This window comes from Microbacterium sp. KSW4-4 (assembly GCF_023091185.1).
Lineage (GTDB): Bacteria > Actinomycetota > Actinomycetes > Actinomycetales > Microbacteriaceae > Microbacterium > Microbacterium paraoxydans.
Genome location: NZ_JAHWXJ010000001.1, coordinates 1,077,988 through 1,103,697, shown reverse-complemented (window position 1 = coordinate 1,103,697; position 25,710 = coordinate 1,077,988). Strand labels below are relative to the sequence as shown.

The window sequence follows — 25,710 nt, the reverse complement described above, 5'->3', positions numbered from 1 at the left end:
TCCAGCCTGCCAGGATGCCGTCATGAGCATCCTCGTGAACGTCGACAACTTCGCCATCGCCGAGACCCACCGCATGATGCGCGACCTCCAGAAGGAGGCCGGGGGTGTGGAGCGGTTCCTGCACAACAGGGCTCCGGCCGCGATCGACCGGCAGACCGTGATCCGGCTGAACCGGGACACCCTGTACAGCTTCGCGGTCCTCGACATCAGCGAGGGCGCGACGTTCACCATCCCGGAGCACGGCGACCGCTACCTCTCGGCGATGGTCGTCAACGAGCACCACTACGTCGATGCGATCTTCCACGAGGCGGGCGAGCACACGCTGACGGTGGCGCAGTTCGGGACTCCGTACGTCGTGCTGGCCGTCCGCATCCTCGTGGACCCCGCGGACCCGGCGGATGTGGCGGAGGTGGGGGCGCTGCAGGACCGCATCGCGCTGCACAGCGGGTCGGCCACGCCGTTCACGATGCCGGACTACGACACCGTCAGCTTCGACGAGACCCGCCAGGCGCTGCTCGCGCTGGCGCGGAACCTGCGAGGCTTCGACCGCATGTTCGGCAGCGAGGGCGAGGTCGACCCGGTGCGGCACCTCATCGGCACGGCGGCGGGCTGGGGCGGGCTGCCGTCATCCGAAGCGAGCTACATCGGCGTCGACCCCCGTCTGCCGGTGGGCCGGTACGAGCTCACGGTCGGCGAGGTTCCGGTCGACGGCTTCTGGTCGATCTCGGTGTACAACGCGGACGGCTTCTTCGAGCCGAACGATCGCGACGCCTACACGATCAACGACATCACCGGCGTCCGCAACGACGACGGCACGATCACCGTCCGCTTCGGCGACCATCCGGAGGGGGTGCCGAACGTGCTGCCGATCACGGAGGGTTGGAACTACCTCGTCCGCCTCTACCGCCCCCGCCCCGAGGTGCTCGACGGCAGCTGGACGTTCCCGGCGCTCCCGGAGTCGGCATGACGGGCTCTTCGCGCGACCGCGGTCAAGCCACGTACGTCCGGGCGTTCGCGTCCGCCGCGGCGAACGAGGCACAGACGGCCTCCTCGAGGTCCGGGTAGCGGAAGGTGAAGCCGGCGGCGGTGAGCTTCTCGGGGAGGACCCAGCGGCTCTTGAGCACGAGCTCGGTCTCGGTACGGATGCCGATGGCGCCGAGCTCGAGCATCCAGCGCGGCATCGGCGGGCCGATCTTCGTTCCCAGCACGCGGCGCACGGTGGCCATGAAGGTGACGTTGTCGACAGGGTGCGGTGAGGCGGCGTTGACCGGCCCGTCCAGGGCGGGGGTCCGTTCGAGGAACTCGATGATGCGCGCCACATCCTCGATGTGGATCCAGCTGAAGCGCTGTCGCCCACGACGGGCGCCGGGAAGGTGCGCGGTGCCGGCGGCGCGGCGCGCGGGACCGACCGGCCAGAACCCGTCGTACTGGGGGCCGCCGAGGCCCCGCCGTGCGAGGGTGCGGAGCGGTTCCAGTACACCGCCGTCGCCGAGGACGATGGCGGTGCGGAGGGCCACGCGGCGGGTGCCGGGGAGTGTGTCGGCGAAGAGGGCACGCTCCCACGCCTTGGCGACCTCGACCGAGAAGCCCGTGCCGATCTCGCCGGAGGACTCCGTCATCGGCCGGTCTTCCGCGTGCCGGTAGATCGTGGCCGTCGAGGAGTTGATCCACAGCGGCGGCGGGGTGGCCGCGCGGGAGATGGCGCGGCTCAGGGCCGCGGTCGTGTCCAGGCGGGAGCGGAAGATCTCGGCACGGTTGCGTGGCGTGTAGCGACAGTTCACGCTCTTTCCCGCGAGGCCGACCACGAGCGAGGCCCCGTCGACAGCGGCGTCGATGCCGTCCTGATCGCTCCAGGTGAGGTCGCTTCCCGAGCGGGAGATCGTGACGACCTCGCGCCCGGCATCCCGGAGTCGTGCCGTGAGGAATCGCCCCATGAACCCTGTGGCCCCGCCGATGACCGCCCGGTCCGTGCTCATGCGCTGTCGTCCTTCCGATCGGGTTCGAGGGCGTAGTCGAAGTCGCCCCGGTACTCGTAGAGGCGGCCGAGGAGCGGTGCGTCGACCGTCAGGCGCACCCGCTGACGACCGGCCTCGTCGTCCCAGCGCTCGACGAGCCGGACCACGGGAGCCACGATCCGCGGGATGCGGAGCCGGAAGCGCCCGAGGCGGATGCCCACCGCGCGACTGGTCAGGTGCAGAGCGCCCGCGCGGGGCTCGACATCGAAGCAGGCCGCGATGAGGCCGGGCTCGCCGATTTCGTCGACGATGCGGCCGTGCCGCGTCGGGGCGACGGCGTCGCGCATGACCCACGGCCCGGTCGCGAACCGGAAGGTGCGCTCGGCGATCGCCCGGGAGGCGATGGTGCGGTTCTCGATGCGGAAGGGCACGTCGCGCTCCCAGCGGGCGGCGATCACCCCGCGCCGTTCGAGGCGGCGGAGGAGCGGCCAGAGCGCGCGGCGCGGCGTGCCGACGCGCTGGAACGTGCCTTCGCCGACGCCGACCATCCCGTCCGGGACCGCCTGGAAGTAGGTCCGGAGCCGGGGGTGCAGCTCGGCGAGGCGCTCGCCGAGGGCCCTCGCGTACGGGGACTGCGGCACGGGCGTCACGGTTCGAGCCTAGCCCTCGGGGACGTCGCCCCGGCCCGCGTCGTCCGCCGGGCGGAGCAGACGGTCGAGGAGGGCGAGGGCCTCGTGCTGCGGAGCCGCGTCGTCCAGCAGCCACTGCGTCTGCAGGCCGTCCGAGGCCGCGACGACGAGGGCGGCGACCGCGAGAGGATCGACGTCCGCCCGGATGCGCCCGTCCGTCTGCTGCTCCCGGACCGTCTCGGCGATGTCGGCCCGCAGGCGGGCGAAGCGCTCGGTCGCGAAGGCGCGGGCGGCGGGATGGCCCTCCTCGAGCGCGCTGGCGACGAGCGTGGAGTACAGCTGCACCAGACCGGGGACCTCGCGGTTGGCCCTGGCCGACCGGATCATCCCCTCGACGGGGTTCGCGGGTTCCGGCTCGGTCTTGCGTCCCGGGGCGTTGCTCTCGACGTAGACCGCGACGAGCAGCTCCTCCAGCGACCCGAAGTAGTGGGTGAGGGCGGCATGCGTCACCCCCACCTCCTTCGCGATCGCCCGCAGACTCGTGCGGTCGGCGCCGCGGGCCGCGAACACCTCGATCGCGCGGTCCAGGATCTCCTGGCGGCGGGCGATGCCCTTGGCGTACGTCCCGCGGGGACGCGGGCGTTCGGAGTCGTCGGAGGGTGCGGCGGGCATGTCGCGAGTCTATCGACAGAAAACTTCCATGTGGAGGTATTCGGTGCTAGCGTGCCTCCGGGGCGCGATGCCCACCTGTCACCGACGACCGAGGAGCACGACCGATGACGATCCAGACCTCTCTCCAGCTGTTCACGATCCGCGAGCAGCTGGAGGCCGACCTCGAGGGCACGCTCGCCGCGGTGGCGGCGCGCGGGTTCACCGCGGTCGAGCCCTACGACTTCGTGCGCCGGGCGGACGCCATGGCCGCCGCCGTGTCGGCCGCGGGACTGACCGCCCCCTCCGGGCACGCTTTCCTGGCCACGCCGACCTTCGTACGCCCTGACGGCTCCGGCACCACGGCCCCCGTGCCTTCGCCCGCGGAGGTCTTCGCGGCCGCGAAGGCGCTCGGCATGGGCACGGTGATCGATCCCTACACCGAGCCGGCGCGCTGGGAACGCATCGATCAGATCGTCGAGACGGCCCGGCTGCTCAACGAGGCGGCGGAGATCGGCGCCGAGGCCGGCGTCCGGGTCGGCTACCACAACCACGCGCATGAGCTGGAGGCGGTGTTCGACGGGGTGACCGGGCTGGAGGTCCTCGCGGAGCACCTCGATGAGCGCGTCGTGCTGGAGGTCGACCTCTACTGGGTCGCTCGGGGCGGCGTCGATCCGGTGGCCCTCGTGGAGCGTCTCGGCGAGCGCGTGATCGCGGTGCACGCGAAGGACGGCACCCTCGACCCCGCGCTGCTGGATGCGTACCCGCCGGCCGATCAGGTGCCCGCGGGCGACGGGACGGTGCCGCTCCGGGAGGCCATCGCCGCCGCGCCCGCGCTCGAACTCGCCATCGTGGAGTTCGACCACTACGACGGCGACCTGTTCGACGCCATCGAGCGCAGCCGGGTCTTCCTGGACGCCGAGGTGGCGCGCTGATGGTGCGCGGGGGTGGTGTCGTCGGCGTCGGCCTCATCGGCGCCGGGAACATCAGCGACCAGTATCTGCAGAACCTCACGCGCTTCCCGGACGTGGAGGTGCGGGCGATCGGCGACCTCGTCGAGGAGCGGGCGCGCGCGCAGGCCGCGGCGTACGGTGTGCCGCGGGCCGGGGGCGTGGAGGTCGTGCTCGACGATCCCGACATCGACATCGTCGTGAACCTCACGATCCCCGCCGCGCACGTCGCCGTCTCGGAGGCCATCGTCGCCGCCGGGAAGCACGTGTGGACCGAGAAGCCGCTCGGCGTGGACCGCGAGGAGGCGCGACGCCTGCTGGAGACGGCCGCAGCGGCCGGACTCCGTGTCGGCGTCGCGCCCGACACGGTCCTCGGCCCCGGTGTGCAGACCGCGAAGCGCGCGATCGCCCGCGGCGACATCGGGCGTCCGCTGTTCGGTCAGACGACCTTCCAGTGGCAGGGACCGGAGATCTTCCACCCGAACCCCGCGTTCCTCTACGCGAAGGGGGCGGGGCCGCTCCTCGACATGGGGCCGTACTACGTCTCGACCCTGGTCCACGTCTTCGGGCCGGTGGCCGCCGTGGCCGCCCTCGGGCTGCAGGGGTCGCCGACCCGCCGCGTGCAGGTCGGCGACCGTGCCGGGGAGGAGTTCCCGGTCGAGATCCCGTCCACGCTCAGCGTCCTGATGGACTTCGAAGGCGGCGGTCAGGCCCAGAGCCTCTACAGCACGGACTCGCCGCTGGTGCGGCAGGGCATCGTGGAGATCACGGGAACCGAGGGCACCCTCGTCATCCCCGACCCGAACACGTTCGGCGGGCCGATCACGATCACCCGGCCGCTGTCCCGGCACTTCGTGCCACCGGAGCCGGTGGTGCAGGAGGTCGTCGATGTCGCGCCCGAGGGGGTGCTCGCGGGGCGCGGGCTCGGGCTGCTCGACATGGTGCGCGCGATCGCGGAGGACCGACCGCACATCGCCACCGGCGAGTTCGGGTACCACGTGCTCGACACCCTCCTCTCGATCGAGGAGGCTGCAGCGCGGCGCACGTTCGTGGAGGTCGCGAGCACGCTGGATCAGGTGGGCGCGCTGCCCGCCGACTTCGATCCCTTCGCGGCGACGTAGCGGTCCACGTTCGCGGGGGAGAGCACCTCGCGAGCGACCATGATCGCCGCCCCCAGCACCGCCGCGCGGTCGCCCGCCTGCGACTGCACGATCGCGAGGTGCTGGGTGGCGAGCGGGATCGAGCGGCGGTAGACGACCTCGCGGACACCGGCGAGCAGGTGCTCTCCCGCGCGGGCGATGCTGCCCCCGAGCACGATGATCGACGGGTTGAGCAGGTTCACGACCGTCGCGAGCACCTCGCCGACATCGCGACCCGCCTGGCGGGTGGCCTCGATGGCCGCGGCGTTGCCGGCGCGGACGAGGTCGACGACGTCGGAGGCGCTGTGCACGTCGTGACCTTCGGCGCGCAGCGCGACGGCGAGGGCCGAACCGCTCGCGAGGGCCTCGAGATCCCGTTCGTCGCCCGGCTCCCGCCCCGAGCCGGCGCTCATCGGCACCTGGACGTGACCCATGTCGCCCGCCGATCCCTGGGCCCCGCGCTGCAGCTGACCGCCGGCGATGATGCCGGCGCCGATGCCGGTCGAGACCTTCACGAACACGAGGTCGTCCACCCGCGGCCAGCTCGTGGCCTGCTCGCCGAGGGCGAGGATGTTCACATCGTTGTCGACGAGGACCGGGACGTCGAACGTGCGCTGCACGTAGCCGGGGACGTCGAAGCGGTCCCAGCCCGGCATGATCGGCGGGTTGGTCGGGCGCCCCGTGGAGTGCTCGACAGGGCCGGGGACGCCGATGCCGACGCCCACGAGGGGCAGGCCGTCGGCGGTCGCGGCGAGCAGGGCCGTCCCCTCCGCGAGGATCGCGTCGAGGAGGGCCTCCGGTCCGTCGCCGATGTCGATCGCGCGGGTGTGCGCGTCGAGGATCACGCCGGCGAGGTCGGCCACGGCGACGGTCGCATGCGTGGCTCCGAGGTCGACGGCGAGGACGAGGCCGGCGCGCGGGTTGAAGGCGACGCGGGCCGGAGGGCGGCCGCCCGTCGAGACCGCTTCACCGGCGGGGCGGAGGAGATCGGCGGCCAGCAGTGCGTCGACCCGGGAGGCGACGGTGGAGCGGGCGAGGCCGGTGAGGGCGGCGAGCTCCGCCTTGGTGCGCGCGTGCCCGTCGCGGAGGATCTGGAAGATCTCGCCGGTCCCGGGGGAGGGCGTCGCGAGCGGCCTCAGCACGTCAACCATGGCGTCAGTAAAGCACAGCACTTCTCGCAGTCGGCTGTGCGACTTCGGATTCGTTACAAACAACTTTTGACGAAGGGCTAGCAAAAGTCCTCGTCGCTGTGTCAGACTCGCCGCCATGACAACGGATGTCACTGACACCGGTCTCGGGACGATCCGAACCGGGATCCTCGGCGGGGGCTTCATGGCTCGCGTGCACCGCACGGCCGCTCGAGACGCGGGCGGCGCCCTGCGCGCCGTCGCCACCCGTTCCGCGCAGGGCGCCAGGGAAGCCGCGCAGCTGCTCGGCGCCGCACGGGCCGACGACGTGGAGGCCCTGCTGGACGCCGACGACATCGACGTCGTCCACATCTGCACCCCCAATGCCACACATGCCGACCTCGCTCTCCGCGCGCTGCGGGCGGGCAAGCATGTCGTGTGCGAGAAGCCGCTCGCGACGACCGCCGCCGATGCGGCCGCCCTCGCCGAGGCCGCCGCCGAGGCGGGGCTCGTCGCGGCCGTCCCCTTCGTGTACCGCTACCACCCCATGGTGCGCGAGGCCAGGGCGCGCATCGCCCGTGGTGAGGCCGGGGAGCTGCTCACGCTGGACTGCTCGTACCTGCAGGACTGGATGCTGCGGCCCACCGACGACGACTGGCGGGTGCGCTCCTCGTCCGGCGGCGCCTCCCGCGCCTTCGCCGACATCGGCTCGCATCTGTGCGACCTCCTCGAGTTCGTCACGGGCGACCGGATCCGCACCCTGAGCGCCCGTACCCGCCGCGTCTTCGCCGAGCGGGCAGGGCAAGCCGTCGACACGGAGGACATCGTCGCCGTGCTCGTCGAGACCTCGGCGGGGGCGCTCGGCACGCTGCTCATCTCGCAGATGGCGGCGGGCCGGAAGAACGCCCTCACCCTGGAGCTGCACGGGACGCGGCAGAGTCTGCGGTTCGAGCAGGAACGGCCGGAGGAGCTCTGGGTCGGCATGCGGGAGGAGTCGCGGCTGCTGCTGCGCGACCCCGTCGCGGCCGACCCGGAGTCCGCCCGGCTGCAGCGTGTCCCGGCCGGGCACGCCATGGGATATCAGGACGCCTTCAACGGCTTCGTCGCCGACGTCTACGCCGCGATCGCGGGCGACGTCCCCGACGGACTGCCGACGTTCGCCGACGGCCACCGCGCGGCCGTGCTGACCGAGGCCGTGCTCGATTCCGCCGCCCACGAGGGCCGCTGGACGGAGGTGCGGGCATGACCGCGACGACGACGCAGCCGGTGCTGCGGGTGGCCGGGATCCGCAAGGCGTTCTTCGGCGTGGAGGTGCTGAAGGGCATCGACTTCGACGTGCGGCCGGGGGAGGTGCACGGCCTCGTCGGCGAGAACGGCGCAGGCAAGTCCACGCTCATGAAGATCATCGCGGGCGTGCAGCCGGCCGACGAGGGGACGATCACGTACCGGGGCGCGGAGGTACGCCACGCGCACCCGCGGCAGGCGATGGACGCCGGCATCGTCACGGTGTTCCAGGAGTTCACCCTGCTCCCGGAGCGCACGGTCGCGCAGAACGTCTACCTCGGCCGGGAGCCGCGGCGCGCGGGGCTCGTCGACGTCCGGGCCATGAACGTGCGTACCGGGGAGCTGCTGAGCGACCTCGGCGTCTCCTTCATCGATCCGCAGTCCCGGGTGGGCTCGCTGACGGTGGCCGAGCAGCAGATCGTCGAGATCGTGAAGGCGCTGTCGTTCGACGCGCAGGTGATCTCGATGGACGAGCCGACTGCCGCCCTCAGCGACCGCGAGGTGGAGCTGCTGTACGCGATCATCCGCCGGCTCACGTCGCGAGGGGTCGCCGTCATCTACGTCTCGCACCGGCTGAAGGAGATCTTCGACCTCTGCGACCGGATCACGATCCTCAAGGACGGCGCCCTCGTCTCCACGGACGAGACCGCGGCGCTGACCACCGACGAGCTCGTGCGCCGGATGGTGGGGCGGTCGATCCAGTCGTACTTCCCCGACCCGGTGGCCGGCACCGCGGTCGGCGCGCCCCGACTCGAGCTCGACGGCTGCGGGAACGCCTACGTGGACGGGGTGTCGCTGACGCTCCGTGCGGGGGAGATCGTCGGGGTGGCCGGGCTCCAGGGGTCGGGGCGCACCGAGCTGGTGGAGGGCGTGTTCGGCATCCAGGCCTTCACCCGCGGCGCCGTGCGGATCGACGGGAAGCCGGTGCGGATCGGCGGCCCACGCGCGGCTGTGCGCGCCGGACTCGCCCTCGTCTCCGAGGACCGCAAGGCGCAGGGGCTCGCGCTGGGGCAGTCGATCCTCGACAACGCCCTGCTCGTGGTGCGGAACGTGTTCGCGGGACGCACCGCGGCGTCGCGCCGGGAGGTGCCGGGGGTGCTCCGCACGCTGGAGGTGTCCTCGCGCGGCCTCGATCAGGAGGTGCGCTTCCTGTCCGGCGGCAACCAGCAGAAGGTGGTGCTGGCGAAATGGCTGCTCACCCAGCCGCAGATCGTGCTCTTCGACGAGCCGACGCGGGGCATCGACGTGGGCGCCAAGTACGCCGTCTACCAGCTCATGCGCGAGCTGGCGGGACAGGGGAAGGCCGTGCTCATGGTCTCGAGCGAGCTGCCGGAGGTCATCGGCATGAGCGACCGCATCCTCGTCATGCACGACGGCGAACTCGTCGCCGAGCTGCCGGCCGGTGCGGCCGAGCACGAGATCCTCGCGGCGGCCACCGGCGCCGACCGCGGTCCTTCGACGAACGGGGGTGCGCGATGAGCCGCCGCTCCGGAGCCCGTCTCCGCATCGACTCGACCGTGATCGTGCTCGGCATCCTGCTGCTCGCGCTCGTCGTCGGCGCGATCCTCGTCGCCACGGTCGGTCGCAACTTCCTCAGCCCGGGGAACATCCGCGACATCCTGACCGGGATGAGCGTGCTCGGCCTCGTGGCCATCGGGCAGACGCTCGTGGTGCTCGGCGCCTCGCTCGACCTGTCGGTCACCTACGTCATCAGCCTGTCGAGCCTGCTCGCGGCGACGATGATGGCCGGGAGCGCCGGCAACATCCCGCTCGCGGTGATCGTGACGCTCCTCGTGTGCGCGGGGATCGGGCTCGTGAACGGGCTCATCGTGACGGTGCTCAAGGTCAACGGCTTCATCGCGACGCTCGGCGTCGGGCTGATCCTCCAGGGCATCCTCAACACGAACTTCGAAGGTTCGGCAGGCGAGGTCCCGTGGGCGTTCCAGCTCATCGGCGCGACCGGGGTCGGACCGATCCCGGTGTCCACGCTCATCATGATCGCGCTCGCCGTGCTGGTCTGGGTGCTGCTCAACCGCACCCGCACCGGCGCCCATCTCTACGCCGTCGGCGGCGACCCCGAGATCGCGCGGCTCAGCGGCGTGCGCACCCGCCTCCCGCTGATCTGGGCGCACGTGCTGTGCTCCGTGTTCGCGGGCCTCGCCGGACTCCTGCTCGCCAGCCGTCTCGGCGTGGGCAGCCCGACGGTCGGGCAGCAGGGCGGCTACGCGCTGCTCTCCATCGCCGCGGTCGTGCTCGGCGGCACCCTGCTCCTCGGCGGGCGCGGCTCGATCTGGGGCACCATCGGCGGCGTCGCCATCCTCGCCGTCGTCGACAACGTCATGAGCGTGCTGCAGGTGAACCCCTTCCTCAAGGACGTGGTGCGCGGCATCGTCATCGTCGCCGCGGTCGCCGTCTACAGTCGGCGTGCCATCGTGCGGCGCCGTCCTCGCTTCGGCGCCGGCGGCACGCGCACCGGGGGAGATGATGCCGCGAAGGCGGCCGAAGCCGACATGGCGGTCGCGGCCGCCGAGCTCGCCGACCCGACCACCGAGGTCGCCGCCGTCGACAGCGCCGCGGATACCGCCTCCGTGCGGGAAGGAGGGCGCTCATGAACGCGCTGCGCACGCTCGTCAGCCCCCGCGGGGCGGTCTTCCTGCTGCTCGTGATCCTGCTCGTCGCGGTCGCCGTGCTCAACCCGAGCTTCGCCGAGCCCGGGCAGTTCATGCGGTACCTGCAGCGCGTCGCCCCCATCGCGATCGTCGCGATCGGGCAGTACTTCGTGATCATCGCGGGGGAGTTCGACCTCTCCCAGGGGTCGCTCATCACGGCGCAGGTCATCATCGCCGGCAACCTCGTCGGCCAGGACGACGCGCGCACCCTCCCTGTCCTGCTGCTCATGATCGTGTTCGGCGTCGTGGTGGGGCTCGTGAACGGCGTCCTCACGACGCTGCTCAAGGTGCCGTCGTTCATCGTGACGCTGGGCATGATGCTCGCCCTGCTCGGCGGCGTGATGTGGTGGACGGGCGGCGCGGCCACGGGGAACCCGGCCGACAGCTTCCGGGAGATCGGTCGCGGCGGGATCCGCGACCTCCCCGTGCTGGAGTTCCTGCCCTGGGCCGTGCTGCTGCTCGCCGCCTGGCTCGCCCTCGGCATCGTCATCACCAAGCGCCCGCTGGGCAAGACCCTCATCGCGATCGGCGACAACGCCCGCGCGGTGGACTACGCCGGTGCCCGCCGGGCCTGGGTCACGACCCGCGCGTTCGTGCTGTCCTCCCTCTCGGCCACTCTCTCCGCCGTCCTGCTCGTCGGGTACGCGGGGGTGCACCCGTCCGTCGGCCGCGGCTACGAGTTCACCGCGATCACCGCGGTGGTGCTCGGCGGCGTCGTGCTCGGCGGAGGCCGAGGGTGGATCGTGGGCGCCGTGGCCGGAGCCTTCGCGCTGGAGGCGCTGTTCCTGCTCCTGAACATCGCGGGCGTCCCCTCCACGCTCCGCGACGCCGTGCAGGGCGTCATCATCATCGCGGCCGTCGCCTACGCGGGGGTCGCCTTCCGAGCCCGCCGCCGGCGCGGTCCCCAGCCGACGGACGTCCCGACCGCGGGGACCGAGAACGCCGAGAACCGCACCACCGCATCAAGCCCTACAACCAGAGGAGATTAGCAATGCGACGATCGATGAAGATCGCCACCGCAGGGGTGGCCCTCTTCGGCCTCATCGCGCTCGCCGGGTGCACGACCGACCCGTCCGTGGCGCCGGCGGAGTCGGAGAACCCCGAGGAGTCGGCCGAGACCACCGAGTGGTTCGACCAGGAGCTCTTCGACAAGCAGGACGAGGAGCGCGGCGTCGACCCCCAGGGCCCCGCCGACCAGCCCTACCTGCAGCACATCAACGCCGAGATGGTCGACACGTCGGAGTTCGCCAGCACCGGCGCCAAGAAGGCCTGCTTCGCGAACGCCTCGATCTCGAACCCGTGGCGGCAGACGGGCTGGATCACGATGAACGAGCAGCTGAAGGTGCTGCAGGAGTCGGGCGCGATCAGCGAGATGGAGACCCGCGACGCGCAGGACTCCGACGACACCCAGATCGCCGACATCGACTACTTCATCTCCGAGGGGAACTGCGACGTCTTCCTCATCTCGCCGAACAGCACGGCGGCGATGACCCCCGCGGTCGAGCGGGCGTGCGAGACGGGCAAGCCGGTGGTCGTGTTCGACCGCGGCGTGAACACCGACTGCCCTGTCACGTTCATCCACCCGATCGGCGGCTTCGCCTGGGGCATCGACACCGCGGAGTTCCTCATCGACAACCTGGACGAGGGCGACAAGGTCGTGGCTCTCCGGATCCTCCCCGGCGTCGACGTGCTGGAGCACCGCTGGGCCGGAGCCGAGAAGCTGTTCGAGGAGGCCGGGATCGAGGCCGTCGACCACTTCACCGGTGCCGACCCCGCCGAGATCAAGAGCATCATCAGCGACGAGCTCGCCAAGGGCGACGTGCAGGGCATCTGGATGGACGCCGGTGACGGAGCCGTCGCCGCCATCGAGGCCTTCGAGGACGCCGGAGCCGACTACCCGGTGATGACCGGCGAGGACGAGATGAGCTTCCTGCGGAAGTGGAAGGACACGGGCCTCACCGGCCTCGCTCCGGTGTACTCGAACTTCCAGTGGCGCACCCCGCTGCTCGCGGCGCAGATGATCTTCGCGGGTGAAGAGGTGCCGAAGGAGTGGGTGCTCCCGCAGAAGCCGATCACCGAGGCCGAGCTGGACGACTACCTCGCGGCGAACGAGGGGATGCCCGACGGCCACTACGCCAAGTTCGGCGGCGAGGACCTCCCCGGTTACCCGACGGTCTGGCAGGAGCGTCAGATCCCGTAACCCCGTGTGTCCCGCCCTTCCGCTCGGCCCGCGCCGAGTGGGAGGGTGGGAGCACCCGCACGATCACAAGGACAACGATGCCCCGCACGATCGCCGTCAACACCTGGGTCTGGACGTCTCCGCTGACGGACGACACCCTGGAGCCGCTCGCCCGCACGGCAGCGCAGATGGGCTACGACGCCCTGGAGCTGCCGCTGGAGAGCGTCGGCGACTGGGACCCGCTGCGGGCCCGCGCCGTGCTGGACGGCCTCGGCATGGGCGCGGTCGTGGTCGGCGCGATGGGTCCCGGCCGCTCGCTGCTCGCACGCGCCGGAGACGTCGCCGCGACGCAGGACTACCTCCGTGCGTGCCTGGACGCCGCGGCCGTGCTCGGGGCCTCGGTCGTCGCCGGACCGTTCTACGCGCCGACCGGCGTCACCTGGCGCATGGACGAGGCGGAACGGGCGGAGGTCGTCGGCGAGCTCCGGGAGAACCTCGCTCCGCTCGCCAGGGAGGCCGCGGCGATCGGCGTGACGCTGGCCGTCGAGCCGCTCAACCGCTACGAGACCAGCGTGCTGAACACCGTGGCGCAGAGTCTGGACGCGCTGGCGCCGCTGCTCGGTGCCGGGGTGGGGCTGGCCCTCGACACCTACCACCTCAACATCGAGGAGAAGCGGCCGGCCGATGCGGTCCGCGCGGCCGGCGCCGCCATCGCGCACGTGCAGGTGTGCGGCAGCGACCGCGGTGCCGTGGGCGACGACCACACCGACTGGCCGGAGATGCTCCGCGCGCTCGACGACGCCGGCTACCGCGGCGCCCTGGGACTGGAGAGCTTCACGGGGGAGAACGCGACGATCGCCGTCGCCGCCTCCGTCTGGAGACCGCTCGCCGCGAGCCAGGACGACCTCGCCGCCCGCAGCATCGCCCACCTGCGCGCCCTCGGAGCCTGAACCCCGCCCGCGACACGAAGCCCCCGCGATACGAAGGAGTATCCATGAGCAGTCACCCGGTCACCCTGTTCACCGGCCAGTGGGCCGACCTCCCGTTCGAGGAGGTGGCCCGCCTCGCGGCGGAGTGGGGCTACGACGGGCTGGAGATCGCCGCGTCCGGCGACCACCTCGACCTCCGTCGGGCGGACGAGGACGACGCCTACGTCGCGTCCCGCCGCGAGATCCTCGACCGGCACGGGCTGCAGGTGTTCGCGATCTCCAACCACCTGGCCGGGCAGGCGGTGTGCGACGACCCGATCGACTTCCGGCACCAGGGCATCCTGCGCCCGTACGTCTGGGGCGACGGCGAGGCCGAGGGTGTGCGGCAGCGGGCCGCGGAGGACATGAAGCGGGCGGCAAGGGTGGCCGGGAAGCTCGGCGTCGACACCGTCGTCGGCTTCACCGGGTCGTCGATCTGGCCCTATGTCGCGATGTTCCCGCCGGTGCCGGAGGCGGTGATCGCCCAGGGCTTCCAGGATTTCGCTGACCGGTGGAATCCGATCCTCGACGTGTTCGACGGGGAGGGCGTGCGCTTCGCCCACGAAGTCCACCCGGGGGAGATCGCGTACGACTACTGGTCGAGCGTCCGCACCCTCGACGCGATCGACCACCGCGACGCGTTCGGCTTCAACTGGGACCCCTCGCACATGATGTGGCAGAACATCGACCCCGTCGGCTTCATCGTCGACTTCGCCGACCGGATCTACCACGTCGACTGCAAGGACACCCGTCTGCGCCCGCGGAACGGTCGGGCCGGGGTGCTCGGCTCGCACCTGCCGTGGGGCGACCCCCGGCGCGGCTGGGACTTCGTCTCCACCGGCCACGGCGACGTGCCGTGGGAGGACGCCTTCCGTGCGCTGGACGCGGTCGGCTACGACGGACCGATCTCGATCGAGTGGGAGGACGCGGGCATGGACCGCCTGCACGGAGCCCCTGAGGCACTGGCTTTCGTGCGCTCCCTGCTGTGGCCGCAGCCCGAAGCCGCCTTCGACGCCGCGTTCCGCCATCAGTGACGGCAGGGCGGACGACCGGCCGTGCTCAGGGCTCCCGCAGGCGGACCAGGCGCTCGTGCCCGGTCTCCTCGAGCTCGGCGATGTCGTCGCGCGACTTGAGGAAGTCGGAGAACGACCGGTAGCCGAGGGCCTTCTCGCTGAAGGACGGGTCCATGCGGCGCATGTGCGTCTTGACCGCGGAGCTGTGCAGCCACTCGTCGGCGTCCGCCTTGTCGTGGCCCAGACGCAGCGCCCGCTCCAGGAGGCGTGTGGCCTCGCCCTGGTCGTCGATCTTCTCCTCGACCTTGGGCTCCTCGGCGGTGGGCTTGCTCTTGGCCTTCGTGCGCGACTTCGACGCCGTCTTGGGCTTCGGGGCACCCGTGTCCGCGGTGGCCGGGGCGGACGGCTCCGCCGGAACCTCGACCGCGGGGGCGGCGGCCGGTGCCGCCTTCGTCGGACGCGCCACGCCGGGGAGCGAGTCGTACGACTCGAACTCGTCGCACGCGGCCGCGAGGGATTTCGCCGTGGACCCGGCCACGCCCACCCCGATCACGTACCGGCCGAGGCGCTTGCAGCGCTGGGCGAGCGGCACATAGTCGCTGTCGCCCGCCACGATGACGACGTGGGTCAGGTCCGGCAGGCGGAACATGTCCTCGACTGCGTCGACCGCCAGCCGGATGTCCGCGCCGTTCTTCGCATACGCCGCGGCCGGGAAGAGCTGCACGAGATCCACCGCGCGCGCCACGAGCTGCGAGCGGTACTCGGCGTTGACCGGCGACGACCAGTCCGCATACGCCCTCGTCAGCACGAGCGTGCCGAAGGACGCCGCGTAGTCGATGATGGCGCCGACCTCGATCATCGCCCGGTTCAGCCGCTCGGCGACCTCGGGGTCGTTCGGGTGCTCCGTGATGCGCTGGCGATCCTTGCCGTAGGAGTTGCGGCCGTGGACGCGGTCGTACCAGGAGATGACGATGTTGTCGAAGTCCAGGTACACCGCCACACGGGCGTCGGTCGTCTCAGCCACGGTCGTCCTCCTCACCGGGGTACCGGACGCCGATCTGCGCGCGGATCTCGTCGAGGGCACCCATGATGGCGACGCTCTCCGCGATGGGGAGGATGTCGCCCTCGAGGAGACCGTCGCGGACCAGACGCTCGGCCGCGAGCGCCTGGTACTGCATGCCGCGGCCCTCGACCTCCGAGACGTACTCCTCCTGCACGGTGCCGTCCGGCCGCACGACGCGGAAGGAGGTGGGGGTGTACCAGACCCGATCGATGTCGATGCGGGCCTCGGTGCCGACGATGCTCGCGGCGTTGGGGCCGGCACCGCGCGAGGAGGAGAGGCTCGTGGAGACCGCTCCGCTCTCGTGGATCATGACGGTGGCGACCTCGGAATCGGCTCCGGTCTCGACCAGACGCCCCACGGCGCGGATGGTGGTCGGTGCCCCGAGGATGTCCCAGATGAAGGAGATCGGGTAGATGCCGAGGTCGAGCAGCGCGCCGCCGCCGAGCTCGAGCGCATTCAGACGGTGTGCGGGGTCGGTGGGCAGCTGCTGCGTGTGGTCGGCGCTCACGGCGCGGATCTCCCCCAGGGCGCCGTCGGCGAGGAGCTCGCGGATGCGGACCATGTGCGGCAGGTAGCGCGTCCACATCGCCTCCATCACGAGCAGCCCGCGCTCGGCGGCGAGCCGCTGGAGGTCTTCGGCCTGGGCGTGGTTGAGGGTGAACGCCTTCTCCACGAGCACGTGCTTGCCGTGCTCCAGGGCGAGCCGGGCGTTCTCGTGGTGCATCGGGTGCGGCGTGGAGACGTAGACGATGTCGACGTCTGGATCGGAGACCAGCGCCTCGTACGACGGATGCGCGTGCGCGATGTCGAAGCGCGCGGCGAAGGCGTCGGCCGACTCCTGCGAGCGCGAGCCCACCGCGACGAGGTCGAGGCCGGCCGTGCGCAGATCGGATGCGAAGGCGCCGGCGATGCCGCCGGTCGCGAGGATTCCCCAACGAAGTCCAGTCATCCTCTCAGCGTAGAGGGTGGCGCATGTGACCGTCTGTGACATCCGGTGACCTCCGGCTTCCTCTCCGTGGCCCGGGTGGCGGCCGCGGTCCTACCGTGTCGGCATGACGGAACCCCTCGTGATCGGCGCCATGGTGCGCACCCTCGGCGCCTACCCCTCCGGGTGGCGGTACCCCGGAGCCCACCGCGACCCCGCGGGAGACGCCGACATCCTCCGCCGCATCGCGCGGGAGGGGGAGGACGCGGGCCTGGACTACCTCTTCTTCGGCGACTGGCTCGCGACCGGACCCGACCTGGAGTTCCGCGATCCCTACCTGCTCGCCCGCATCGACCCGCTGAGCGCTGTGCTGTTCCTCGCCGGGGTGACCTCGCGGATCGGGCTCATCGCGACGGTCAACACCACCTATGCCGACCCGTACGCCACGGCGCGGGCCCTGGCCTCCCTCGACGTCCTCACGCACGGGCGCGCCGGGATCAACCTCGTGACCGGCGCGGAGCCGCGGGCCGCCGGCAACCACGGTCGGGACGCGCACGCCGACACCGAGACGCGCTACGACCGGGCGGAGGAGTTCGTCGTCGCGCTGCGCCGGCTCTGGGACTCCTGGGACGAGGACGCCTGGATCGCGGATGCCGAGCGCGGCGTGCTCGTCGACCCCCGGGGGCTGCGCGCCGCGGACGTCCAGGGTGCACACGTGCGGGTCGCCGGCCCGCTCAACGTCGCACGTCCGCCGCAGGGGCGCATTCCGATCGTGCACGCCGGCACCTCGCCGCGGTCGCGGGCGCTCGCGGCGACCGCCGCCGATCTCGCCCTCATCGCCGCCCCGACCCTCGCCGATGCCGTGGCCACGCGGCGCCTGCTGCGGGAGATCGCCGCGGAGGCGGGCCGCGCGGCGGAGGAGCTGAAGGTCATCGCCCCGGTGCTCCCCGTCGTCGCGGAGTCCGACGCCGCCGCCCACCGGATCGTCCGGCGGCTGCTGGAGCTCGTCCCGCTCGCGGAGGATCCGCAGCGGGACCGTCTCGGGTTCCCGCCGAACCGCACGGTGGAAGCCCTCGCCGACGCGCTGGAGGTGGCCGCCGACGACCCGCTGCGGGTGGCTGACTTCGACGTCGCGGTGACGACCGCGGAAGCCGCACGGCTGGGGGAGCGGGGTGCCGCGCTCGTCGAACGGCTCGCGCGGATTGCCGGACTCCGGGTCGGGGCGCCGGACGCCCTGACCTGGCGGCATCTCGTCGCCGCGCACACCGTGCCCGCGGCCTTCGTCGTCGGCGACGCCGGCACGATCGCCGACCACTTCGAGCTGTGGCGCGACGAGGGCGCCGCCGACGGCTTCAACGTCCTCTCGGCGTTCCAGCCCGGGCAGTTCGAGGCTTTCACCCGCCTCGCGGCCACCGAGCTCCGTCGTCGCGGTCTCCTCCGGACCCCGGACGAGACCGGCCAGGGGGCCCGCGCGGAGACGCTGCGTGACCGCCTCCGTGTGACGTCGCGTGTCGGCACGTGACCACGGGTGTCGTCTCGCGACACCCGGAGTCCGCCGCCTCGCCCCCGCGCCCTGCCGCTTCCTACCGTGAACACCACTCGCACCCCCTCCGCACCCGACACCCTGCCTTCCGAACCCGAGGAGCCCTCCCCATGAACCGCCGCCTCATCCGCACCGCCGCCGTCGCGGTCCCGCTCGTCCTCGCCGGCAGCCTCGCCGCCTGCGCCACCTCGCCGGCCCCGGGGAACACCCCGGCCGACGCGGGGGACCCGGTCGCCGGCGGCACGCTCACCTACCTCGAGCACCAGGCCTACACGAACCTGTACCCGCCGCAGGCCGGCTTCTACCCGAACGGCGGCATCGTCAACAACATCGCTGCCCGGCTCACCTGGCAGAACCCGGAGACGCTCGAGATCGAGCCGTGGATCGCCGCGGAGTGGACCGTGAACGACGACGCCACGGAGTACACCTTCGACCTCAACCCGGACGTGACGTTCTCGGACGGCACGCCCGTGGACGCCGCTGCCGTCGCGAAGAACTTCGACACCTACGGGCTGGGCGACGCCGAGCGCGGGCTCACCGTCTCCGAGGCCATCAACAACTACGCCGGCAGCGAGGTGGTGGACGAGAACACCGTGACGTTCCGCTTCAGCGCGCCGTCGCCCGGCTTCCTGCAGGCGACGTCGACCATCAACTCGGGACTGCTGTCCCCGGAGACCCTGGACGGCACGATCGAGGACTTCGGCGCGGGCAATGCGGAGGAGATCATCGGCTCCGGGCCCTTCACCGTCACCGACGAGAAGCTCGGTACCGAGTACACCCTCACCGCCCGCGACGACTACGCCTGGGGCCCGGACAGCGCCGAGAACGACGGCCGTCCGTACCTCGACGCCGTGCACGTGCTGGTCACGCCCGAGGACTCCGTGCGCATCGGGTCGCTGCTCGCGGGCCAGGCCGACTATGTCCGCTACGTGCAGGCGTTCGACGAGGACCGCGTCGAGGGCGCCGGATTCACGCTGTACGCCCCGCAGACCCGCGGCGTGAACAACTCGATCGCCCTCCGCCCGGAGAACCCGCTGCTGTCCGACATCCGCGTGCGCCAGGCGATCATCGCCGCGGTCGACGCGCAGGAGGTCGTCGACACCCTGTTCACCGAGAACTACCCGGTGGCCACGTCGGTGCTGTCCTCCCAGGCCGCGGGATACAAGGACGAGTCCGCGCACTACGCCCACGATCCGGAGAAAGCGGAGGCGCTGCTCGACGAGGCCGGCTGGGAGCCCGGCGCCGACGGCATCAGGGAGAAGGACGGCGAGCGGCTGTCGATCACGGTCTACGAGGCCAAGCCGCAGCCCCTGTCGAAGCAGACCCTGGAGCTCGTGGCGCAGCAGCTCGCGGCGGTCGGGGTGGAGCTCACCGTCAAGCCCGGCGACGCGGGCAGCTACGCGGAGGACACCCGTGATCCACTGAAGACGGGGTTCTACCACTCGATGGTCGGCCGTGCGGACCTCGACGTGATCAAGAGCCAGTACTTCACGAAGAACCGAGACGTCCTCATCTCCCAGGACGCGACGCTGGATGAGCTGCTGCTCGCCGTCGCCTCCGAGCCGGACGCCGAGAGGCGGGTGGCCGCCTCGCAGGCCGTGCAGGACTACATCGCGGAGCAGGCGTACGTGATCCCGCTCTTCGAGGAGCCGCAGGTCTACGGTGCGGCCACCTATGTGCACGGCGTCGCCTTCGAGTCGGTCGGCCGCCCCACGTTCTCCGGCGTGTGGCTCGCGGAGCACTGAGGACCACGGTGACCCCATGACCTTCGTCCTGCGACGGGCCGGGCAGGCCGCGATCGTGCTGATCGCGGCCTTCACGGCCACGTTCTTCCTGCTGCAGCTGCTGCCGGGAGACGCCATCCTCATCAAGTTCTCCGACCCGAGCCTGGGGCTCTCGCCGGAGCAGCTCGACGACATCCGCGCGACCTACGGCGCCGACGTGCCGTGGGGGGAGCAGTACCTGCACGCCGGTCTCGGCTTCCTGGCGGGTGACTTCGGCTACTCGACCCAGTACGGCACGCCCGTGCGGACGATGCTCGCCGAAGCGCTGCCCGCCACGCTGCTGCTCGCGGCGCTCGGACTCCTGGTCGCGGTCGTGCTCGCGGTGCTGATTGCGGCGCTCTCCGCGCTCGCGCCCTTCGCCTGGCTGCGGGACGGTCTGCGGCAGGTGCCGGGACTGTTCGTGGCGGTCCCTGTGTTCTGGCTCGGGATCCTGCTCATCCAGGTGTTCTCGTTCGGGCTCGGCTGGGTGCCGATCGTGGGAGCCGACCCCGTCAGCGGCCTGATCCTCCCCGTCCTCACGCTCGCCGTGCCGATCTCGGCGCCCCTCGCCCAGGTGCTGGTCCGGTCGATCGACCGCGTGCAGGCACAGCCGTTCGTGACGGTGGTGCGGGCGAAAGGCGCGCCGCCGACCTGGGTGCTCACCCGCGCGGTCGCACGCAACGCCGCCGTCCCGACGCTCACCATCGCGGGGGTGCTGTTCGGAGAGCTCGTCGGAGGAGCGGTGGTCACCGAGACGGTCTTCGGCCGCACCGGCATCGGACGCCTCACGGAGCAGGCGGTCGCGAACCAGGACATCCCGGTGCTGCAGGGGGTGGTGCTGCTGTCGGCCCTGGGGTTCGTGGTGATCAGCTTCGCCGTCGACCTCGCCACGCCCCTGATCGACCCGCGGCAGCGGCGATCGGCGCGCGCGGCCCGTTCCCGCCCCGTCCGTCCCGCCGCCCAGGAGGTGCCCGCATGACCGCTCCCGTCATCGCCGAGACGTCGGTCGAGACGTCGGATGCCCCGCCCGCGCCGTCCGCCCCGGCGCCCGTCTCCGCATCCCATCCGCGACGGCGGTCGCGCGCCTGGGGGCTGGACCTCGCGTTCGCGGTCGTCGCCGTGGCGGTGCTGTGGGCGGTGATCCCGGGGGTCTTCGCGCCGGGCGATCCGCTGACCGGCGTGCCCGCCGACAAGCTCCTGCCGCCGAGCGCCGCGCACTGGTTCGGGACCGACGCGCTCGGCCGCGACCTCTTCGGCCGGGTCGTGCACGGCGCGGTGCACTCCCTGTCGGGGGCGCTCATCGCCGTGACGGTCGGCCTCGCGCTCGGCACGCTCCTCGGGGCCGTCGCCGGTGCGACCGGCGGCATCGTGGACGACGTGCTGATGCGGATCGTCGACGTGCTGCTGGCCATCCCGGGGCTGCTGCTGTCGCTCTCCGTCATCATCCTGCTCGGCTTCGGCACCGTCAACGCGGCGATCGCCGTGGGACTCGGCAGCGTCGCCGCCTTCGCCCGGCTCATGCGCGCCGAGGTGGCGCGGGTGCGCCGCACCGAGTACGTCGAGGCGGCCTTCGGCAGCGGCGGCACCTTCGTCGCCGTGCTGCGCCGGCATGTGCTCCCGAACGCCCTCACCCCGATCATCGCGCTCGCCGCCTTGCAGTTCGGCACGGCCATCCTCGCCATCTCCACCCTCGGCTTCCTCGGCTACGGGGCCCCGCCGCCCACCCCCGAGTGGGGGCTGCTGATCGCCGAGGGACGCAACTACATCGCGACCGCCTGGTGGCTCACGGCGCTGCCCGGCCTCGTCGTGGTCGCCGTCGTGCTCAGCGCCAACCGCATCAGCCACCGGCTCGGAAGGAGCACCCGATGAGCGCGCCAACCCCCGTCCTCGCCGCGACGGACCTGCGGGTCTCGTACGCCGGCCGCGAGGTCGTGCACGGCCTCTCGTTCGCTATCGCCGAGGGGGAGACGCTCGCGCTGGTCGGCGAGTCGGGCTCCGGCAAGTCCACCACGGCGCACGCGCTCCTCGGCCTGCTGCCGGAGGGCGGACGGGTCGAGGGCGGCCGCGTCCGGCTCGGCGACCTCGACATCTCCGGATGGTCGGATCGGGCGTTCCGCGGCATCCGCGGGTCGGAGATCGGGCTGGTGCCGCAGGATCCGACGACGTCGCTCGACCCGGTGCGCCCCGTCGGCGTGCAGGTCGCCGAGGTGCTGCGTCTGCACGGGCATCGCGACCGTCGTTCCCGGAACGCCCGCGTGCTCGAGCTGCTCGAGCGCGTCGGGCTGGACGACCCCGCTCTGCGGGCGCGCCAGTATCCGCACGAACTCTCCGGCGGCATGCGGCAGCGCGTGCTCATCGCGGCCGCGATCGCCCTCCGCCCTCGGCTGCTCATCGCGGACGAGCCCACCAGCGCCCTCGACGCCACGGTCCAGCGCCGCGTGCTGGACCTGCTGGACGAGCTGCAGCGCGAGGACGGCACGAGCATCCTGCTCGTGACGCACGACCTCGGCGTCGCCGCGGACCGGGCGGCGCGGATCGCGGTGCTGAAGGACGGCCGGATCGTGGAGCAGGGGCCGAGTGCGCAGGTGCTCGCCGATCCGGAAGACCCGTACACGCGGCAGCTGCTCACCGACGCGCCTGCCTTCACGACCGGCTTCCGGCGTCCGGACGCGCCGCCGTTCCTCCGGGATGCCGCGGCGGTGGCGGCCGAGAAGCCCTACGAGATCGTGGCCGCGGGCCTCGTGAAGGAGTTCCGGGTCGCGGGTCGTGAGCGCTTCCGTGCGGTCGACGACGTCTCCTTCCGGGTGCGCCGCGGCACGACCCATGCGCTGGTCGGCGAGTCCGGATCGGGGAAGTCCACGACCGCGCGCCTGGTCACGCGCTTCCTCCGTCCGGACGCCGGGACCGTGGAGCTCGCGGGGGAGGACGCGACGGCCGTCGAGGGGGCGCGACTGCGTGCGCTGCGCCGGCGGATCCAGCTCGTGTACCAGAACCCGTTCGCCTCCCTCGACCCGCGGCAGCAGATCGCCGACATCGTGGCCGAGCCGCTGCACAACTTCCGCATCGGCACCCGCTCCGAGCGTCGGGATCGGGCGGTCGCGCTGCTCGAACGCGTGGCGCTGCCGGCGGATGCGGCACGCCGCACCCCGAGCGAGCTGTCCGGCGGGCAGCGCCAGCGGGTCGCGATCGCGCGGGCGCTCGCCGTCGACCCGGAGATCCTCGTGCTCGACGAGGCGGTGTCGGCGCTCGACGTGACGGTGCAGGCACGCATCCTCGAACTGCTCTCCGCTCTCCAGGCCGAGCTCGGACTCACCTACCTCTTCATCTCGCACGACCTCGCCGTGGTGCGCCGCATCAGCCACACCGTCTCCGTCATGCACCGCGGGCGCGTGGTGGAGGACGGGCCGACCGAAGAGCTGTTCCACGACCCGCAGCACGAGAACACCCGGGAGCTGCTGGCCGCGGTCCCCGGACGAACGGAGATCTTCGCATGAGCACCATCCCTCGTCCCACCGTCGCGTTCTTCACGCGGCTCCTCGACGACGCGTCCCCGGCCGATCGCTACCGCCTCGCCCTGACGCAGATCCAGCACGCCGAGGAGCACGGCGTGGGGAGGGCATGGGTGGCGCAGCACCATTTCCGGGCGGCGGAAGGCGGGCTTCCCTCGCCGCTCGTCTTCCTTGCGCACGCGGCGGCACGCACCTCGCGGATCCGCCTCGGCACCGGGATCATCACCCTTCCCCTCGAAGACCCGGTGCGGGTCGCCGAGGACGCCGTGGTGGCCGACCTGCTCGCGGACGGGCGGATCGACCTCGGGCTCGGCAGCGGCGGCACCCCGTCGTCCTTCGCGCCCTTCGGGGAGGACGTGCGCGACAAGGGGCCCACCTACGACCGCAAGCTGGGCGTGCTGCTCGACGCTCTCGCAGGCCGGGACATCGGTGCGGGGAACACGCTGTATCCGGACGCGGGGTCGCTGGCCGCGCGCATCTGGCAGGCGACGTTCTCGGCCCCCGGCGGTCATCGGGCGGGCGTCCACGGTCACGGACTGCTGCTGTCCCGCACACAGCCCCGCCCCCACGACCGGCTGCACGCGCCGCTGTCCGCGCTGCAGAACCCGATCATCGACGCGTACCTCGACGCGCTCCCCGCCGAGGCGACCCCGCGCATCACCGCCTCCCGCACCGTGTTCGTGGCGGACGACCGTGCCGAGGCGCTCCGGTTCGCCGAGGTCGGGTTGCGGCGCGCGGCCGAGGGCTTCCGTCGGCAGGGCCAGACGATCCCCGGAGACGACCTCGACGACCTCATCGCCGCTCTCGACACGCATCTCGGCACGCCCGAGGAGGTCGCCGCCTCGCTCGCCGCCGACGCCACGTTGCACCGCGCGACCGAGGTGGCGTTCCAGGTGCACTCGGTCGACGCGCCGCACGCCCACGTCCTGCGCTCGATCGAGCTGTTCGCGACGGAGGTCGCCCCGGCCCTCGGCTACGCGCTGAGTCCGCCGGATCCCGAGAGCACCCGCACGACCGAGAACACCCCCACCGTGAAGGAGAACGCATGACCGCCGACATCGTCGACCAGCTGACGGGGGTGACGCCGGAGCTGGATGCGCTGCGTCGTCGCCGTCCCGTGACCAGGGAGCAGCTCCAGGCGAGCTTCGACGCGCTGTTCCACCCGGTCTCCGCGGAGCACGTGTCGCTCGCGGAGCGCGCGCTCATCGCGGCGTTCGCGACCGCGCTCGCCGGTGCCGACGACCACACGGCGGAGTTCTACGCCGAGAGGGCCCGCGAGATCGACCCGGAGCGCGCCGCGATCGTCGCCCGAGTGGCCGACGCCGCCGCGACCACGGGACCGTTCGGCGCCTACACCGAACGCGGGCTGGAGGCCGAGAGCACCGACGGCGCGCGGTACGTGCCGGACGAGGCGGCGTCGTCCGCCCTGGGGGAGCGCCTCGCGGCGGCTCTCGCGCACACGCACCTGCTGGTGTTCCGTCCCCGCGAGGCATCGGGCGCCGATCTCGGCCGCCTGCACGACGCCGGCTGGTCGACGGACGGCATCGTGACACTGTCGCAGCTCGTGTCGTTCCTCGCCTTCCAGCAGCGGGTCGTCACCGGCCTGCGGGTGCTCCAGGACGCCGGACTCACCGCCACCGCCACAGATGCCTCCACCGACCCCGACACGGACACGGACACCGACACCGACACCGTCACCGCTACCGACACCGCCGAGGAGGCCGCATGACCGCCGCCGACACCGTGCTCCGGCACGACGCCGCCCCCTATCCCGACGCCTTCACCCGCGCCGAGGTCGGCTGGACGCCGCACCTCGCGCCGCTGGCGGAGGAGGGTCTCACTCCGCGGCATCTCGACGGCCTCGTCGACGCCGCCCGTGCGAAGAACGAGTACTTCCGGCTGCTCGCGCGCGACCCCGAGGTGCTCCGCGCGCGCACCCTCGTCGACAAGGACATCTTCTACAACACCGCGGAGGGCCTCCCACGCGCCGAGCGGGAGCTCGCGGCCACGGCCGCCTCCCGCCGCAACGGCTGCGTGTTCTGTGCCTCCGTGCACTCTCGGTTCGCGGCGCACCACGGCAAGCGGCCGGGGGACGTCGATACGCTCCTCGCCGAGGGCGTGGACGCGGATCTGGGGGAGCGCTGGAACGCGATCGTCGCCGCCGCGGTCGCGCTGACCGACACGCCCCGCGCGTTCGGTCCCGCGCACATCGCGCGCCTCCGTGCGGCCGGACTGGACGACCTCGAGATCGCCGACGTCGTGCACGGCGCGGCCTTCTTCAACTGGGCGAACCGGCTGATGCTCTCGCTCGGCCGCCCCGTCGCTCCCGCCTGACCGCGGGTCATG

24 protein-coding genes are annotated in these 25,710 nt (G+C 72.2%); 18 read left to right on the top strand and 6 right to left on the bottom strand.

From position 1 onward, the window contains the following. Positions 1-22: 22 nt before the first annotated feature. Positions 23-967 (top strand): DUF1214 domain-containing protein, encoded by a 945-nt coding sequence (locus tag KZC57_RS05410; RefSeq protein WP_247641223.1) that lies wholly within the window; start codon positions 23-25, stop codon positions 965-967. A 22-nt stretch (positions 968-989) separates the two neighbouring features. On the opposite strand, the gene KZC57_RS05405 is transcribed toward KZC57_RS05410, so the two are convergent. Genes KZC57_RS05405 through KZC57_RS05395 form a run of 3 tightly spaced genes read right to left on the bottom strand, consistent with a single transcriptional unit; the run spans position 990 to position 3,256 of the window. Then, positions 990-1,976: an epimerase gene (locus tag KZC57_RS05405; RefSeq protein ID WP_247641222.1), complete on the bottom strand. Its 987-nt coding sequence runs from the start codon at positions 1,974-1,976 to the stop codon at positions 990-992. Beyond that, entirely contained in the window at positions 1,973-2,605 is a 633-nt protein-coding gene (locus KZC57_RS05400) for a DUF4166 domain-containing protein (protein ID WP_105950237.1), read from the bottom strand. The genes KZC57_RS05405 and KZC57_RS05400 overlap by 4 nt, the downstream gene beginning before the upstream one ends. A gap of 9 nt (positions 2,606-2,614) precedes the next feature. Further along, positions 2,615-3,256, bottom strand: coding sequence for a TetR/AcrR family transcriptional regulator (locus KZC57_RS05395; protein ID WP_105950236.1), 642 nt, complete (start codon positions 3,254-3,256; stop codon positions 2,615-2,617). 104 nt (positions 3,257-3,360) lie between these two features. Between KZC57_RS05395 and KZC57_RS05390 the strand changes: the two genes are divergently transcribed. Then, a complete protein-coding gene (locus KZC57_RS05390; RefSeq protein WP_247641221.1) occupies positions 3,361-4,167 on the top strand; it encodes a sugar phosphate isomerase/epimerase in 807 nt (268 codons plus the stop codon). Then, positions 4,167-5,303 (top strand): Gfo/Idh/MocA family protein, encoded by a 1,137-nt coding sequence (locus tag KZC57_RS05385; RefSeq protein ID WP_247641220.1) that lies wholly within the window; start codon positions 4,167-4,169, stop codon positions 5,301-5,303. Before KZC57_RS05390 ends, KZC57_RS05385 begins: the two co-directional genes overlap by 1 nt. On the opposite strand, the gene KZC57_RS05380 is transcribed toward KZC57_RS05385, so the two are convergent. Beyond that, complete coding sequence (locus tag KZC57_RS05380) at positions 5,255-6,472, bottom strand: ROK family protein (RefSeq protein ID WP_060923559.1); 1,218 nt, start codon at positions 6,470-6,472, stop codon at positions 5,255-5,257. The two genes, KZC57_RS05385 and KZC57_RS05380, sit on opposite strands and share 49 nt — an antisense overlap. A 115-nt stretch (positions 6,473-6,587) precedes the next feature. Here KZC57_RS05380 and KZC57_RS05375 point away from each other — a divergent pair, with 115 nt between their 5' ends. The 7 genes from KZC57_RS05375 to KZC57_RS05345 all read left to right on the top strand — a co-directional run bounded on the left by KZC57_RS05375 (position 6,588) and on the right by KZC57_RS05345 (position 14,582). Then, positions 6,588-7,694: a Gfo/Idh/MocA family protein gene (locus KZC57_RS05375; protein WP_247641219.1), complete on the top strand. Its 1,107-nt coding sequence runs from the start codon at positions 6,588-6,590 to the stop codon at positions 7,692-7,694. After that, on the top strand, positions 7,691-9,211 hold the full coding sequence (locus KZC57_RS05370; RefSeq protein WP_247641218.1) for a sugar ABC transporter ATP-binding protein: 1,521 nt from the start codon (positions 7,691-7,693) through the stop codon (positions 9,209-9,211). The genes KZC57_RS05375 and KZC57_RS05370 overlap by 4 nt, the downstream gene beginning before the upstream one ends. Further along, the gene (locus KZC57_RS05365) at positions 9,208-10,344 is read left to right on the top strand and encodes an ABC transporter permease (RefSeq protein ID WP_105950231.1); all 1,137 of its coding nucleotides are present in this window, start codon (positions 9,208-9,210) and stop codon (positions 10,342-10,344) included. Before KZC57_RS05370 ends, KZC57_RS05365 begins: the two co-directional genes overlap by 4 nt. Then, positions 10,341-11,390, top strand: coding sequence for an ABC transporter permease (locus tag KZC57_RS05360; protein WP_025105581.1), 1,050 nt, complete (start codon positions 10,341-10,343; stop codon positions 11,388-11,390). Before KZC57_RS05365 ends, KZC57_RS05360 begins: the two co-directional genes overlap by 4 nt. 14 nt (positions 11,391-11,404) lie before the next feature. Next, entirely contained in the window at positions 11,405-12,601 is a 1,197-nt protein-coding gene (locus KZC57_RS05355) for a substrate-binding domain-containing protein (RefSeq protein ID WP_370670664.1), read from the top strand. 77 nt (positions 12,602-12,678) lie between these two features. Next, a complete protein-coding gene (locus tag KZC57_RS05350) occupies positions 12,679-13,530 on the top strand; it encodes a sugar phosphate isomerase/epimerase (RefSeq protein ID WP_247641217.1) in 852 nt (283 codons plus the stop codon). Positions 13,531-13,574: 44 nt separating this feature from the next. Beyond that, positions 13,575-14,582 carry a sugar phosphate isomerase/epimerase gene (locus KZC57_RS05345; RefSeq protein WP_105950230.1) on the top strand — a complete coding sequence of 336 codons (1,008 nt, stop codon included), beginning with the start codon at positions 13,575-13,577 and terminating at the stop codon, positions 14,580-14,582. 25 nt (positions 14,583-14,607) lie between these two features. On the opposite strand, the gene KZC57_RS05340 is transcribed toward KZC57_RS05345, so the two are convergent. Both KZC57_RS05340 and KZC57_RS05335 read right to left on the bottom strand, forming a co-directional pair. After that, positions 14,608-15,585, bottom strand: a complete 978-nt coding sequence (locus KZC57_RS05340) for an NYN domain-containing protein (RefSeq protein ID WP_060923159.1) — start codon at positions 15,583-15,585, stop codon at positions 14,608-14,610. Next, the gene (locus KZC57_RS05335; protein WP_247641216.1) at positions 15,578-16,573 is read right to left on the bottom strand and encodes a Gfo/Idh/MocA family protein; all 996 of its coding nucleotides are present in this window, start codon (positions 16,571-16,573) and stop codon (positions 15,578-15,580) included. The genes KZC57_RS05340 and KZC57_RS05335 overlap by 8 nt, the downstream gene beginning before the upstream one ends. A 103-nt stretch (positions 16,574-16,676) precedes the next feature. Here KZC57_RS05335 and KZC57_RS05330 point away from each other — a divergent pair, with 103 nt between their 5' ends. The 8 genes from KZC57_RS05330 to KZC57_RS05295 all read left to right on the top strand — a co-directional run bounded on the left by KZC57_RS05330 (position 16,677) and on the right by KZC57_RS05295 (position 25,698). Further along, on the top strand, positions 16,677-18,071 hold the full coding sequence (locus tag KZC57_RS05330; protein WP_247641215.1) for an NtaA/DmoA family FMN-dependent monooxygenase: 1,395 nt from the start codon (positions 16,677-16,679) through the stop codon (positions 18,069-18,071). Between the two features lie 131 nt (positions 18,072-18,202). After that, positions 18,203-19,837: a TIGR04028 family ABC transporter substrate-binding protein gene (locus KZC57_RS05325; protein WP_247641214.1), complete on the top strand. Its 1,635-nt coding sequence runs from the start codon at positions 18,203-18,205 to the stop codon at positions 19,835-19,837. 16 nt (positions 19,838-19,853) lie between these two features. After that, entirely contained in the window at positions 19,854-20,834 is a 981-nt protein-coding gene (locus KZC57_RS05320; protein WP_247641213.1) for an ABC transporter permease, read from the top strand. Continuing rightward, the gene (locus KZC57_RS05315) at positions 20,831-21,724 is read left to right on the top strand and encodes an ABC transporter permease (RefSeq protein WP_247641212.1); all 894 of its coding nucleotides are present in this window, start codon (positions 20,831-20,833) and stop codon (positions 21,722-21,724) included. Before KZC57_RS05320 ends, KZC57_RS05315 begins: the two co-directional genes overlap by 4 nt. Further along, positions 21,721-23,349 (top strand): ABC transporter ATP-binding protein, encoded by a 1,629-nt coding sequence (locus KZC57_RS05310; RefSeq protein WP_247641211.1) that lies wholly within the window; start codon positions 21,721-21,723, stop codon positions 23,347-23,349. Before KZC57_RS05315 ends, KZC57_RS05310 begins: the two co-directional genes overlap by 4 nt. Next, positions 23,346-24,413, top strand: coding sequence for a putative FMN-dependent luciferase-like monooxygenase (locus KZC57_RS05305; protein WP_247641210.1), 1,068 nt, complete (start codon positions 23,346-23,348; stop codon positions 24,411-24,413). The genes KZC57_RS05310 and KZC57_RS05305 overlap by 4 nt, the downstream gene beginning before the upstream one ends. Next, complete coding sequence (locus tag KZC57_RS05300; RefSeq protein WP_247641209.1) at positions 24,410-25,093, top strand: CMD domain protein; 684 nt, start codon at positions 24,410-24,412, stop codon at positions 25,091-25,093. Before KZC57_RS05305 ends, KZC57_RS05300 begins: the two co-directional genes overlap by 4 nt. Next, a complete protein-coding gene (locus KZC57_RS05295; protein WP_247641208.1) occupies positions 25,090-25,698 on the top strand; it encodes an alkylhydroperoxidase domain protein in 609 nt (202 codons plus the stop codon). The genes KZC57_RS05300 and KZC57_RS05295 overlap by 4 nt, the downstream gene beginning before the upstream one ends. The last annotated feature ends 12 nt before the right edge of the window (positions 25,699-25,710 follow it).

Bases quoted from the DNA above. Each gene is read 5' to 3' on its own strand.
- KZC57_RS05410 (WP_247641223.1), top strand. From the start codon at position 23: ATGAGCATCCTCGTGAACGTCGACAACTTCGCCATCGCCGAGACCCAC.
- KZC57_RS05405 (WP_247641222.1), bottom strand. From the start codon at position 1,976: ATGAGCACGGACCGGGCGGTCATCGGCGGGGCCACAGGGTTCATGGGG.
- KZC57_RS05395 (WP_105950236.1), bottom strand. From the start codon at position 3,256: ATGCCCGCCGCACCCTCCGACGACTCCGAACGCCCGCGTCCCCGCGGG.
- KZC57_RS05390 (WP_247641221.1), top strand. From the start codon at position 3,361: ATGACGATCCAGACCTCTCTCCAGCTGTTCACGATCCGCGAGCAGCTG.
- KZC57_RS05385 (WP_247641220.1), top strand. From the start codon at position 4,167: ATGGTGCGCGGGGGTGGTGTCGTCGGCGTCGGCCTCATCGGCGCCGGG.
- KZC57_RS05380 (WP_060923559.1), bottom strand. From the start codon at position 6,472: ATGGTTGACGTGCTGAGGCCGCTCGCGACGCCCTCCCCCGGGACCGGC.
- KZC57_RS05375 (WP_247641219.1), top strand. From the start codon at position 6,588: ATGACAACGGATGTCACTGACACCGGTCTCGGGACGATCCGAACCGGG.
- KZC57_RS05370 (WP_247641218.1), top strand. From the start codon at position 7,691: ATGACCGCGACGACGACGCAGCCGGTGCTGCGGGTGGCCGGGATCCGC.
- KZC57_RS05365 (WP_105950231.1), top strand. From the start codon at position 9,208: ATGAGCCGCCGCTCCGGAGCCCGTCTCCGCATCGACTCGACCGTGATC.
- KZC57_RS05360 (WP_025105581.1), top strand. From the start codon at position 10,341: ATGAACGCGCTGCGCACGCTCGTCAGCCCCCGCGGGGCGGTCTTCCTG.
- KZC57_RS05355 (WP_370670664.1), top strand. From the start codon at position 11,405: ATGAAGATCGCCACCGCAGGGGTGGCCCTCTTCGGCCTCATCGCGCTC.
- KZC57_RS05350 (WP_247641217.1), top strand. From the start codon at position 12,679: ATGCCCCGCACGATCGCCGTCAACACCTGGGTCTGGACGTCTCCGCTG.
- KZC57_RS05345 (WP_105950230.1), top strand. From the start codon at position 13,575: ATGAGCAGTCACCCGGTCACCCTGTTCACCGGCCAGTGGGCCGACCTC.
- KZC57_RS05335 (WP_247641216.1), bottom strand. From the start codon at position 16,573: ATGACTGGACTTCGTTGGGGAATCCTCGCGACCGGCGGCATCGCCGGC.
- KZC57_RS05330 (WP_247641215.1), top strand. From the start codon at position 16,677: ATGACGGAACCCCTCGTGATCGGCGCCATGGTGCGCACCCTCGGCGCC.
- KZC57_RS05325 (WP_247641214.1), top strand. From the start codon at position 18,203: ATGAACCGCCGCCTCATCCGCACCGCCGCCGTCGCGGTCCCGCTCGTC.
- KZC57_RS05320 (WP_247641213.1), top strand. From the start codon at position 19,854: ATGACCTTCGTCCTGCGACGGGCCGGGCAGGCCGCGATCGTGCTGATC.
- KZC57_RS05315 (WP_247641212.1), top strand. From the start codon at position 20,831: ATGACCGCTCCCGTCATCGCCGAGACGTCGGTCGAGACGTCGGATGCC.
- KZC57_RS05310 (WP_247641211.1), top strand. From the start codon at position 21,721: ATGAGCGCGCCAACCCCCGTCCTCGCCGCGACGGACCTGCGGGTCTCG.
- KZC57_RS05305 (WP_247641210.1), top strand. From the start codon at position 23,346: ATGAGCACCATCCCTCGTCCCACCGTCGCGTTCTTCACGCGGCTCCTC.
- KZC57_RS05300 (WP_247641209.1), top strand. From the start codon at position 24,410: ATGACCGCCGACATCGTCGACCAGCTGACGGGGGTGACGCCGGAGCTG.
- KZC57_RS05295 (WP_247641208.1), top strand. From the start codon at position 25,090: ATGACCGCCGCCGACACCGTGCTCCGGCACGACGCCGCCCCCTATCCC.